This is a genomic window from Streptomyces sp. NPDC050564 (assembly GCF_044457265.1).
GTDB lineage: Bacteria > Actinomycetota > Actinomycetes > Streptomycetales > Streptomycetaceae > Streptomyces.
Genome location: NZ_JBITGS010000009.1, coordinates 80,893 through 92,837 on the forward strand (window position 1 = coordinate 80,893; position 11,945 = coordinate 92,837).

Annotated in this window: 9 protein-coding genes and 1 pseudogene; 4 read left to right on the forward strand and 6 right to left on the reverse strand. The window is 69.9% G+C overall.

Features of this window, described 5'->3' with window-relative positions; genetic code table 11:
- Positions 1 to 39: 39 nt before the first annotated feature.
- From ACIBK0_RS16180 to ACIBK0_RS16190, 3 genes are all read right to left on the reverse strand, one after another.
- Positions 40 to 1,614 (reverse strand): carboxylesterase/lipase family protein, encoded by a 1,575-nt coding sequence (locus ACIBK0_RS16180; protein WP_399080037.1) that lies wholly within the window; start codon positions 1,612 to 1,614, stop codon positions 40 to 42.
- Positions 1,611 to 4,091, reverse strand: a complete 2,481-nt coding sequence (locus tag ACIBK0_RS16185) for a beta-glucosidase (RefSeq protein WP_399080040.1) — start codon at positions 4,089 to 4,091, stop codon at positions 1,611 to 1,613. Before ACIBK0_RS16185 ends, ACIBK0_RS16180 begins: the two co-directional genes overlap by 4 nt.
- A gap of 392 nt (positions 4,092 to 4,483) precedes the next feature.
- Positions 4,484 to 4,936: a DUF4442 domain-containing protein gene (locus ACIBK0_RS16190; protein WP_399080042.1), complete on the reverse strand. Its 453-nt coding sequence runs from the start codon at positions 4,934 to 4,936 to the stop codon at positions 4,484 to 4,486.
- A gap of 70 nt (positions 4,937 to 5,006) precedes the next feature.
- Here ACIBK0_RS16190 and ACIBK0_RS16195 point away from each other — a divergent pair, with 70 nt between their 5' ends.
- The 3 genes from ACIBK0_RS16195 (at position 5,007) to ACIBK0_RS16205 (ending at position 8,224) form a co-directional block, all read left to right on the forward strand.
- Positions 5,007 to 5,996 carry a hypothetical protein gene (locus tag ACIBK0_RS16195; RefSeq protein ID WP_399080044.1) on the forward strand — a complete coding sequence of 330 codons (990 nt, stop codon included), beginning with the start codon at positions 5,007 to 5,009 and terminating at the stop codon, positions 5,994 to 5,996.
- Between the two features lie 65 nt (positions 5,997 to 6,061).
- Positions 6,062 to 7,096, forward strand: a complete 1,035-nt coding sequence (locus ACIBK0_RS16200) for a hypothetical protein (RefSeq protein ID WP_399080045.1) — start codon at positions 6,062 to 6,064, stop codon at positions 7,094 to 7,096.
- 90 nt (positions 7,097 to 7,186) lie between these two features.
- Complete coding sequence (locus tag ACIBK0_RS16205; RefSeq protein WP_399080047.1) at positions 7,187 to 8,224, forward strand: hypothetical protein; 1,038 nt, start codon at positions 7,187 to 7,189, stop codon at positions 8,222 to 8,224.
- 181 nt (positions 8,225 to 8,405) lie between these two features.
- On the opposite strand, the gene ACIBK0_RS16210 is transcribed toward ACIBK0_RS16205, so the two are convergent.
- Positions 8,406 to 9,182 (reverse strand): calcium-binding protein, encoded by a 777-nt coding sequence (locus tag ACIBK0_RS16210; protein ID WP_399080049.1) that lies wholly within the window; start codon positions 9,180 to 9,182, stop codon positions 8,406 to 8,408.
- A gap of 629 nt (positions 9,183 to 9,811) precedes the next feature.
- Between ACIBK0_RS16210 and ACIBK0_RS16215 the strand changes: the two are divergent.
- Positions 9,812 to 10,110 (forward strand): annotated as a pseudogene (locus tag ACIBK0_RS16215) (MFS transporter); the annotation flags it as partial.
- Here ACIBK0_RS16215 and ACIBK0_RS16220 read toward each other — a convergent pair.
- Together ACIBK0_RS16220 and ACIBK0_RS16225 are read right to left on the reverse strand one after the other, a co-directional pair.
- Positions 10,072 to 10,917 (reverse strand): spermidine synthase, encoded by an 846-nt coding sequence (locus ACIBK0_RS16220; protein ID WP_399080051.1) that lies wholly within the window; start codon positions 10,915 to 10,917, stop codon positions 10,072 to 10,074. The pseudogene ACIBK0_RS16215 and the gene ACIBK0_RS16220 overlap by 39 nt on opposite strands.
- A gap of 67 nt (positions 10,918 to 10,984) precedes the next feature.
- Positions 10,985 to 11,827, reverse strand: coding sequence for a patatin-like phospholipase family protein (locus ACIBK0_RS16225; protein ID WP_399080053.1), 843 nt, complete (start codon positions 11,825 to 11,827; stop codon positions 10,985 to 10,987).
- Between the last annotated feature and the right edge of the window lie 118 nt (positions 11,828 to 11,945).

Below are 11,945 nucleotides of genomic sequence, written 5' to 3' on the forward strand. Positions count from 1 at the left end.
CCCCCCTGGGCGCACGCCGGGCAGCCTACCTGGTCCGTCTTACGAGGCGGAGTCCCAGAGGTCGCACCGGTGCGCGTGAGCGACCGTGGTGCTGAGGGTGTTTCCGCCCGCGGAGGCGGTCCGCAGCGAGAGCACCACGCCCGTGCGGTCGGGCATCGCGGTCTGTCCGTCCGCCCGGGGCACGCCGCCCCGGATGAAGGATCCCCAGTACTGCACCATCTGCCTCGACAGCACCCGCTGCTCCGCGTTCAGCGGGGTCTCGAGCCCGAAGTGCTTGAAGAGGTACTGCACCTCGTTGACGTGGGTCGCGCCGAAGTCGAAGTCCGTGTGCAGATTGCGCAGCGAGGCAAACGGCGGCGAGGTGCGGTCGGCGAACTCGTACGAGTAGACCGGACCGCGAGCCGCGAGCGCGCCGTCGAGCCGGAGCGCCGGGCAGGCCATCAGGTAGTCGCCGAAGGCGGTGCCGTACGCGATCGTGGGCGAGGGGTAGTCCGACAGCGGGTAGCGCCGGAGCACCCGCCCACCCTGGTCCGCGCCGAAGGCGTCCTTGACGACGACCGGATACCGCTCGGTGGTGAGCGGTGTCCCGCTCACGTCGAACTGGCCGAAGGCGAACAGCCGCCCCTCGTCCTCGTTCGCCCCGTTCAGTACGGGCACCCGGGCGGCGGCCCCCTTCGCGTACGCCTCGAAGGGCTGCACGGGCAGGAAGTCTCCGCCGACGACGGGTCCCCAGTCGAAGCCGGCCTGCGCGGCGAGGATCTCCTCGGAGGACTTGCCCCGCAGGCAGCCGAGCGAGAGATCGGCACAGCCCACCTTCTTCGCGAAGGCGGCGCCGGCCGAGACGGCCGTCTCGTGGGTGCGTGCCGCGCAGTTCCCGTACGCGCCGCTCTCGACAATGCCCGCGCGGTACAGGCCCTTCGAGGTCGGCGAGGCCATCTGGGTGCAGACCGAGCGGCCGCCGGCCGACTCGCCCGCGATGGTGACGCGTCCCGGATCGCCGCCGAAGCGCCCGATGTCGGCCCGCACCCAGCGCAGCGCGGCCTGCTGGTCGAGCATCCCGAAGTTGCCCGAGATCCCGTCGCGCGCCTCGCCGTCGAGTCCGGCCGTGGCGAGGAAACCCATCGCGCCGAGGCGGTAGTTGACGGTCACGACGACCGCGCCGGTCTGCCGGGCGAAGGTGTCGGGCACGATGTCCTCGCCCGCGCCCGCGGTGAGCCCGCCGCCGTGCAGCCAGACCATCACCGGACGCCGTCCGGCGCCGTCGGGGACGTACACATTGAGGTCCAGGCAGTCCTCGGTGTGGCTGGGCTGTTCGTAGCCGGGGTCCCAACTCGCCGTCTGCACACAACGTTTGCCGAAGTCCTTCGTGGCGCGCACACCGTGCCAGGGCTCGACGGGCCGAGGGTTCCGCCAACGCAGATCGCCGACGGGCGGCTCGGCATACGGGATGCCGAGGAACTGCCGTCCCTCGGTGGTGGTCTCGCCGCGGACCCAGCCCGCGTCCGTGCGCACGAGGGTGTGCCGCGCAGCCGAGGCGGAGGCGGACTGGGCCGGTGCCGTGGCGCCGAGGACGGCGGCGAGGGCGGTGAGCCCGATGGCCAGGTGGCGTATCACGCGCTCACCTCCGCGGTCGTCTTCAGCCGAAGATCGCGTGAGGACGCACCCACCCATACGGTGCGGCGTCCGGTGCCGAGCACCCAGCCGTGCCTCTTCACGTCCCAGGACGAGAGTGTGCGCGCCGATACCCGAACGGTGACCTGGCGCCGCTCCCCCGCCCGCAGCGCGAGCCGTCGGTAGCCGCCCAACACCCGTACAGCCTGGTCCAGTTGGAGATCCGGCGAACGGCCGACGTAGACCTGGGCGACCTCGATGCCGTCGCGCCGTCCGGTGTTGCGCACGGTGAAGGTCACATCGAGACCCTGGTGGGCGCGGCGCACCCGCAGATCGTCGTACGCGAAGGAGGTGTACGACAACCCGTGCCCGAAGGGGAACAGGGGGCGCACGCCCTCGGCGTCGTACCAGCGGTAGCCGGCGTGAATGCCCTCCGAGTACTCCTCGGTGCCGTCGACGCCCGGGTAGCGGCGTGGATCCCCGGCGACCGGATGGTGGTCGTCGTCGACCGCGAAGGACTGCGTGAGCCGTCCGCCCGGGTCGCAGTCGCCGAACAGGACGGCGGCGGTGGCGGCCGCGCCCTGCTGGCCCGGGTAGTACATCTGGAGCACGGCGGCCGTGCGGTCCACCCAGGGCATGGAGGTCGAGGACGAGGTGTTGAGGACAACGGTGGTACGAGGGTTCGCCGCCGTCACCGCCTCGATCAATCGCGCCTGGTGACCCGGGAGCGCGATGGTCGTGCGGTCCAGGCCCTCGGTCGCGTCCTCGTAGGCGAAAAGGACAACACTGTGCGCGGCCCGCGCGGCCTTGACGGCCTCGGCGACGTCCTGCGCGCGGGTCGCTCCGGTGATGCGCCGCAGCCGGAACAGCTGCCCGCCGCTCCCGCCCTGCGCGGTGACCTGAAGCCGGTGCGCGCCCTTGGCGAGGTCGAGCGTCTTGCGGCGCACGGACAGGCCGTCGGGGGCGGCCGAGACGAGGCCACCCGAGAAGTACTCGCCGAATCCGGGTGCCACCGGGAAGAGGTCCTCGCCGTCGAGGAGCACCTTGGGGCGCTCGCCCGAGTAGTGGATGACGAAGGTCCACTCGTCGGCGTCCGCGACCGTCAGCGTCCCGTCGTACGTCCAGGTCCGGCCGGCGGCGACGGCCTGGGCCTCGGTGTTGAAGGCCGGGTTCGGCGCGTCCGCGGGGATGGGCTTGCCGAAGAGGTCCTCGCCCAGCGCGTACGAGACGCGGGCGCCTCGTCCCGCGCGGGACTTGATGGCGTCCAACGGGCTGTCGGCCTGGTCGGGGACGACATGCGCGCTGCCGCCGCCGCTGACGAAGGGGAGCGAACCGGTGGGTCCGACGACGGCGATGCTGCGGGCGGCGGCTCCGGTCAGGGGCAGCGCGCGGCCGTCGTTGCGCAGCAGGGTCGCACCGGCCTTGGCGACCTCCAGGGCCACGGCGGCGCCCGCCTTCGGGTCACGGCCCGGGCGGGGCGGGGCGCTTGCGTCGAGCAGCCCGAAGCGGTCCATCACCGCCAGGACGCGGCGCACGGCACGGTCGACATAGGTTTCGGAGACGCTGCCGTTCTGGACGGCCGTCTTCAGGGCGGCACCGAAGTAGGTGCCGTCGGGCATCTCCATGTCGAGGCCCGCGGTGATCGCGGCGCCGGTGCTGTGGGCGGCGAACCAGTCGGTCATCACCCAGCCGTCGAATCCCCACTGGTCCCGCAGGACATCGGTGAGCAGGGTCTTGTTCTCACAGGCGAAGGTGCCGTTGACCTTGTTGTACGCGCCCATGACCGCGCCGGAGCGGGCGGCGATGGCCGCCTCGAATCCGCGTAGTTCGACCTCGTGCATGGTCTGCTCGTCGACCCGCACGTCGATGGACATGCGGTCCTTCTCCTGGTTGTTCAGCGCGAAGTGCTTGACGGTGGCGATGAGTCCCTCGCCCTGGATGCCGCGGATCTCGGCCGCGACCAGATCGCCGGCCAGCAGCGGGTCCTCGCTGAAGGTCTCGAAGTTGCGGCCCGCGTACGGGGTGCGGATGAGGTTGACCATCGGGGAGAGCAGCACGTCCTGGCCCAGTGCGCGGCCCTCACGCCCGATGACCTGGCCGTAGCGGTGGGCGAGACCTGGGTCGAAGGCGGAGGCCAGCAGAACGGGGGCGGGCAGGGCCGTGGCGTGCTGGGTGACGCGGACGCCGGCGGGCCCGTCGGCGAGTCGGAGCGGGGGGATGCCGAGCCGCGGGACTCCGGGCACATATCCGGCCTGGCCGAGCGATGTGGGGTCGGTGGCGCCGTGCAGCAGGGAGATCTTCTCGTCGAGGGTGAGTTTCCCGATCCGGCCCTCCACGCGAGGACCGGCGCTGGATCTGGACTCGGCGTAGGCGAACGGGGCGGAACCGGTGCTGGTGGCAGCCGTGGCGACCGCGATGGCGCCGCCCAGCAGTCGCAGGGCCGATCGCCGGGAAAACCCATCAGAAGCAGCGTGGGACATGAGCCGTCACTCCTTCGGTGCGCGGGCACATCGTTGTGGACCGCGTGTACACGTGCCAACGGACGCCACGTTCGGCCCTTGAACGCACTGCGCGTCAGAGTCGGCTTGACAAGCCGTCAGGCACCACGGGTACGGCGCGAAAACTATGACCGGAGGTGACTCGTGTCAATGAAGTGAACAGAAACAGCTGACAACCCGACAAGAACCGAAGGAGCATGGAGGGCAGGCAGGCCCCTACCCCCTGGGCGGCGACCCGCCTTGCGCACACATGCCACCCCACGCGGCGACGCGGTGCGTCGCGAACGGCAGGGGCAGAGCGGCCCCGCATGAACGACCAAGGGCCTCGACCAGGTCGTACCGACCCGGCCAAGGCCCTGCGCAAGGCGTCTGGCTCAGTTGTTCGGGCGGAGCGTCCAGACAACGGTCATCTCACCGGTCACGGCACCGTCACCGCGCTGGATGGCGATGGCGACGGGGAACTCGGGGCGCTGCCCGGCGTCGAGTTCGGCGACGACGTCGGCGGCGGGCCGGCCGAGCGTCGCGGTGGCCGTGACGGGCCCCATCGCGAGCTTCTTGTACGAGATTTCGGCGCTGACCGCGAGCGGCACGGCGCGCGACAACTGCTCTCCGAACGCGGCGAGGACGATCGCCCCGCTCGCCGACTCCCCCAGCGTGAACATCGCTCCGGCGTGCGGGCCGCCGACATGGTTGTGGTAGTCGCTCTGGTCCGGCAGCGCTACGACCGCCTTCTCCGGACTGGTCTCCACGAACTCGAGGTTCAGGGTCCGGGCCATCGGCACGGTGGCGGCGAGCATCTCGCCGATCGTCATCTGGTCTGCGCTCATATCGCCATGTTACCCGCGAGTAGCAATCCTTGACCAGTACCCGATGATGATCGCCGTATCCTTACGCCGCATGTGGCCAGGAGAGCAGCCGCCAGGGGGCGCGCAGAATTCGCAGCAGAATGCCGGCAGCGGGCAGCCGCATGCGGGAGGCGGCCAGCCGAATCCGTATCAGCAGCCGGGGTACCAGCAGCCCAATCCGTACCAGCAGCAACCGCAGCCATGGAACGCCCCGACGGTCACGGCAGGTCCTGCGGGACCGCCGCCGACGGGAGGCGACGGCAACCGGACGAAGGTCATCGCGATCGTCGCGGCCGCGGCCGTCGTGGTCGCCGCCGGAGTGACCGGATTCGTCCTGCTCGGCGGCGGCAAGGACGACAGGACCGACCCTGAGCCGACCAAGTCCCCGTCCCGGCAGTCGAGTCCGGCGAGCGATCCGCGAGGCACCGACGGTGCCGAGAAGCCGACCGTCGCCGGCTGGAAGACCGTGGTGAACCCCAAGCGCGGCATCGCTTTCGACGTGCCCGCGCAGTGGGGACTCAAGTCGACCGGCTGGGTCACGTACGTCTCGCGGGACGACGACCCCGAGGACAAGCCCCTCATCGGTGTCGGAGCCCCCGCGCTCCTCAAGGAGCAGTGGTGCGGCACCGACGAGGACAAGGACGGCACCAAGGAGTACACGATGCTCGCGGGCGCCGGAACCAAGCGCAACAACGGCGCGAAGAGCCCCGAGGAGGCCGCCCGTGACGACGCGGCCGCCTGGGTCTACGGTGCCTACACCCAGCCCGACAAGAAACTCGTCACGCCCGGAGCGGCGGAGTCGTACACGACGACGTCCGGGCTCAAGGGCAGCCTTGCCACCGCCTCGTCGTCGGGTGTGAAGAAATCGAAAAAGTGCGCCACCGACGGGAAGGCCACCGTCTTCTCCTTCAAGGACCCTTCGGGCGACATCGTGTCGTGGGAGTTCTTCGGCGCCAAGGGGGTGTCCGAGGAGGTACCGGACACGACGGTCCGGAAAATCGTCGCCACCGTACGCCTTTCCAAGGTCCCGTCCGACTCCTGACCGGTACATGCCTGACGAATCGCGGTGACCGAAACGTGTCACAGGCAGCACTAGGGTTACTGCCCATGTGGCCAGGACAGCAGCCGCCCGGGGGCGAGCAGAACCCGCAGGACCAGAACCCGTACCAGCAGCCGGGGTACCAGCAGCCGAATCCGTACCAGCAGCCCGGATATCAGCAGACCGGCGGCCAGCCGGGGTATCAGCAGCCCAACCCGTACGGGCAACAGCCGGGTCAGGGGCAGTGGGGCGCTCCCTCTCCCGCGGGGGCGCCCGAACCCCCGAGCGGGGGCGGGAACCGGACGAAGGTCATCGCGATCGTGGCGGCCACGGCCGTGGTCGTGGCCGCCGGTGTGACCGGCTTCCTCGTCCTGGGCGGCGGTGACAAGGACGACAAGGCGGAGGGCGGCAAGGACTCGAAGCCGTCGGTCAGCCCCTCGCAGGACCCGAGCGCGTCGGCCTCGGACGACAACCCGCGCGGCGGCGACGAGGAGAAGCCGACCGTCGCCGGCTGGAAGGTCGTCGTCAATCCCAAGTGGGGCACCGCGTTCGACGTTCCGGCGGACTGGGAGGTCGAGTCGCCGGGCACGTCGATCGGCTTCGAGAAGCACAACGCCAAGGCCGGCGACAAGCCCATCATCGTGATGTCGGCACCCGCATACTTCAAGTCGAAGTGGTGCTCGTCCGACGACGACAAGGACGGCCGTACGGAGGACACCGCCCTCGGCGCGGTGGGCACCAAGGGCGCGAGCGGAGCCAAGGACACCGACGAGGTCGCCGTGAACCAGGTGCCCTGGTGGGTCTACGGCGGTTACACGCAGCCGGACAAGAAGAGCATCACCTTCGACGAGAAGGCCAAGCCGTACACCACGAAGTCGGGCGTCGAGGGCAGCATCGCCTGGGCCAGGTCCAAGAACACGCCCCAGAAGGGCAAGTGCGCGAGCGACGGCAAGGCCATCACGTTCGGGTTCAAGAACTCGGCGGGCGACTACGTGGCGTGGAGCCTCTACGGAGCCACCGGCGTGGACCAGGAGATCCCCGACGCGACGATCCTGAAGATCCTCAGCACCGTGCGGCTGCACGGCGATCCGACGGAGTCCTGAGCCGGCGTCCTGAGCCAACTGCCCGGGTGTCCGGCCCTTTTGTGGACCGCCGTGACACTCGGGTCCCGGGTCCCTCTATCGTTACGGGCCATGTGGCCAGGACAGCAGCCGCCCGGGGGCGAGCAGAACCCGCAGGACCAGAACCCGTACCAGCAGCCGGGGTACCAGCAGCCGAATCCGTACCAGCAGCCCGGATATCAGCAGACCGGCGGCCAGCCGGGATATCAGCAGCCCAACCCGTACGGGCAGCCGCAGTGGGGGGCTCCGTCGGAGCCCCCCGGCGCGCCGCAGGCCTCGGGGGGCAGCGGCGGTGGCGGGAACAAGACCAGGATCACGGCGATCGTCGCGGCGACGGCCGTCGTGATCGCGGCCGGGGTCACCGGGTTCCTGGTCCTGGGCGGCGGCGACAAGGACGACAAGGCGGGTGGCGATCCGTCCAAGTCCCCCAAGCCGTCCGTCTCCTCTTCGCCGAGCGAGAGCGGTGGTGACGACAACCCGCGCGGCGGCGAGGAGGAGAAGGCGACGATCGCGGGCTGGAAGGTCGTGGTGAACCCGAAATGGGGCACCGCCTTCGACGTACCCGCGGACTGGGAGGTCAAGACTCCCGGCACCTTCATCGGCTTCGAGGACGAGAAGAAGGGCGACGGCTCCTCGCTGATCGGGATGTCCGCGCCCGCCTTCCTCCAGGAAAAGTGGTGCACGTCCGACGACGACAAGGACGGGTACGAGAACGACACGGCGCTGGCCGCCGCGGGCACCAAGGGACAGAGCGGTGCCAAGAACACCGACGACCCGGCACGCAACGACTCGGCGTGGTGGGTCTTCGGTGGCTACACCGACCAGAAAAGCGCCTCCAAGAAGCTGCTCACCATAGGCAAGCCCAAGCCGTACACGACGAAGTCGGGCGTCAAGGGCAGTGTCGCGACGACGTACTCGACCGGTGTCCCCAAGAAGGGCAAGTGCGACTCCGACGGCAAGGCGACCACGTTCGCCTTCAAGAACTCGGCCGGCGACTTCGTGTCCTGGACGTTCTACGGCGCCAAGGGCGTGTCCGACGAGGTGTCGGACGCGACCGTGCAGAAGATTCTCAGCACGGTACGCCTACACGGTGATCCGACGGATTCCTGAGCCGCGTACGGCAGTTCAGGAGCCTCCTGGGCACACCGCACGCTGCCGTCCTGGCCAGGGGGGAACACCTCCGTGGAGCAAGCTGCGACGGCGGCAGCGTGCAGCGAGGCCTTCGGTGATGACTTCTTCGTCCCCAAACAACGCGGACGACCGCGCGACCTGCGGCCGGTCCGCGCGTTACTCAGCGGACGTCGACATAGTCGCCAGCGGCCTTGACCGCCGGGGTGGTCGTCGTACCGGCGAAACTGTAGCGCCAGTAGCCGTCCACGGAGGCCCTCACGGTGGTTTTCAGGTTGCCGGAGGAGTTGCTGTACGCCATCTTCACCGTGGTGTAGGTGGCTGTGCCCGCTTTGCGGAACTGGAGCTCGACTGGCTGGTTGGCATAGCCGTGGTACTCGAGGTCGTCCCACCAGCTCGCGCGGCTCAAATTGCCGGCAATGGTGATTGTCTTGCCCTTGCCGACCGGCTCCGGTGACGCGTTCACCGTCAGAAGGGTTTTCCGCTGGATGCGGACACTGGAGTAAGGGTCGGCGTCGGCCCAGCTGCCGTCCTTGGCGACGACTGAGATGTAGGCCTTCCAAGTCCCCGCTGTCTCATTCTTCAGCAAGGTCGGGTTGCCGCTGATGGTGAGCTTGCACGTGGAGGTCGAATCGTTGACCGTCCGGCAGTCGGCCTGGTTCGAGGTCGGGTTCAGAACACCGTCGTAGCCATCGGTGTTCAGATGGGTTCCGTGGAAGAGCACCAGCGACACGTTCTTGATGTTGGACGGAGCGGTCGACGTCACAGTGGCCGTTATCGTCTTGGTGGTCGTGCCGATCACTATGTCTTTGCCGCCGTTGACCGTCGCGTTCAAGATCCTGATGTCGCTGCTGCCACCCACGGTCGCATGGGCGGTAGGCGTGATCAGCGCGGTCAGGGCCAGTGCGCCGACGGCAGTGATCAGGGTGGATATCCGCATGAAGTTCCCTGGGAACGAGCTGGGGATCGGTGTACCTTGTGGCGATCACCGATTGGCGCGCTGAGTGTAGGTCAGCAGTCGTCAACAAGGGGCAAAGCGAGGGCAGTCAGTGCCGTTGCCGTGGATGACGGGCGGCTGCGGTCACGATGGTGCTGTTCTTCGCCAATGGCTGTGGTGCGGATGGTGGGCGACCCGTCCACCGCGATGCCGTGGGTAGACCCGAGATCCTGGATTGCCCGTGAGGGCGGGTCCGATGATCAGCGGCTCGTCCACCACGCGGTCCCGGCTCTGGTGGCTGCGGTTACGAGCTCGACGAGCCACGCGGGCACCCGCTGTATGACCAAGTGCAGGCCCCCCGCAGTCGAGTTCGAACCGTGTCAGCGCGCTTGAGGTGTTTGCTGATCGCATCCACGCAGGGAGGAAAAGCGTTACCGACGGAGGAGCGGGCGTTGGAGATCACCGAGGCAGCCCTCGGCCCCGACCACCCTGGCGCGTCCAGCCGGCTGAACAACCTCGCCATTGTCCGCGCCTCATGGGAAGAGCGGCGGGGGCCGGACCGTAGCCGTACCAGCCGGCACAGCCAAGCGAAAGAAGCGCGAGCAGAACGGCTACATTCACCGAGGTGTTGCGCGCTCCACCAGGAAATCCCCGAGGACAAGCCCTCGCGTGTCTCGGCCTACGACTGGTTCGGCTCGATCGCGATGGTGCCGCTGGCCACGGCCCTGGCGGGGCCGGCGGAGCAGGCCTTCGGGCGTACGACCGAGCTGTGGGCTGCGCGGCGCTGGTCGTGGCGGCACCGCGGCGGTGCTGTGCGTGCCGGACGTGCGGAATCCGGCGGCGGACCAGGCCGGTGGCTCAGGGGACGCCGGTGCCGGACCTGGCGAGTGGGTCAGCCGATGCTGAAGGCCCCGTCGGGCGGCTCGGGTGAAGGGACCGCGTTCTCATCGCGGACGGGTTCGGCGGCGCCGATGAACTCCCGCAGTGCGGGGCCGTGTTCGACACGCGCGGGGAAGGCGTCGGAGGCGGTCCGGCGGGCGAGCGTGGCCGTGTCGAGGGGGCGGTGGGACGCCACGAGCACCGCGTTGCCGAAGCGGCGGCCGCGCAGGACGCCCGGTTCCGCTATCAGCGCCAGCTCCTCGAACACCGTGGAAAACGTGGCGAGTTGGGAGCGGAGGAAGGCGAAGGGCGCGGCGTCTGCGAGGTTGGCGAGGTAGACGCCGTCGGCGCGCAGCACCCGCTCGGCGGCGCACGCGTACGCGATGGAGGTCAGGTGCGCCGGTACCCGTGAGCCGCCGAAGACGTCCGCGATCATGATGTCGGCGGAGTCGGGCGCGGCGGCTTCGAGCCAGGCACGGGCGTCCGCGCCGTGCAGGGTGATGCCCGAACCGTCGGGTACTGGCAAATGCTCGCCGACCAGGGACAGCAGACCGCGGTCGGCCTCCACCACGTCCTGCCGCGAACCGGGCCGGGTCGCGGCGACATAGCGGGGCAGGGTGAGCGCCCCGCCCCCGAGGTGCAGCACGTCCAGGGCCGCTCCCGGTTCCACCACCGTGTCGAGTACATGCCCGAGCCGTCGCGCGTACTCGAACTCCAGATGCGTCGGCGCGTCCAGATCGACGTACGACTGGGGCGCCCCGTCCACCGTCAGCAGCCACGCCCGCTTCCGGTCGACATCCGGCATCAGCTTGGCGGTTCCGTGATCCACGGCCCGTGTCACGGGTATCGGCTCGTCCACGGGTCCATTGTGCCGTCATACCTCCCGAGACGGAGGGTCGTCCCCGTCCCGGCGACGACCCTCCGTCTCAGCCCTGCCACACCTCGGCGGCTTCCGCCGCGTGTATCGCGGCCTGTTTCCGCCCGGCGCGTGCGGCGGCCGCCCGGACCTCGGGGTCCAGGGGGTTGCGTCCGAAGGACTGCTTCGCGTCACGGTCGGGCGCGATGACGGCGACGCGGGCGCCGTTCTCCGTGAGCCTGCGGCCCTGCTCGGCGGCCGAGGCCAAGGGGCCGCCGCCCGCCGCGACGGGAGCCAGGACGACCACGCGCGCGTACCCGGCGGCGAGGTGGGCGTTGGCCGGTGAGTGGGTGCCGCCGTCCATCCAGCGGCGGCCGTCGATCGTGACCGGCGGCCATGCTCCCGGCACCGCGCAGCTCGCGGCCATGGCGTCCACGAGCGGCACCCCGCTGTCCTTGTCGAAGACGCGCAGCTCACCGGTGGCCGTGTCGACGGCGGGCATGCGCAGCGGCCGCGCCGGCCACTCGGGCGCGGCGAGTCGGCTCTCGATCGCGTAGCGACGCGACGTCTCGTCCACCGTGCGCGCCGCCAGTGCCATCCGGCCGATCTTCCGGCCGTAGGCCTCGGGTGTGCGCGACGTCAGCGTCGCCCAGGCGTAGCGAGCGTAGGCGCCCGCGCCCAGGCGTGCGGGCAGCTCGCCGCTCTGCGGGCCGAGTTGACGCTGGTACAGCTCCAGGAGGGTCAGCCGGCCCGAGGCGAGCTGAGCGCCCACGGACGAGCCCGCCGACGTACCGATCACCACATCGGCGTCGCTCAGGTCGACACCCGCCTCCAGGAGCCCGTACAGCATTCCGGCGAGCCAGCCGATCCCTCCGCTGCCCCCGCCGCCGAGCACAAGTGCCTTGTCCCCCATGGCTTTCCCACCCCTCGGCTCGGCGCCCCTGACACTCCGTCTGCGATCAGTCTCGCGCACGGCACTGACATCGGTACGAGCGGGTGCCCGCCCCTCTCGGGGCGGGCACCCTGGTCCC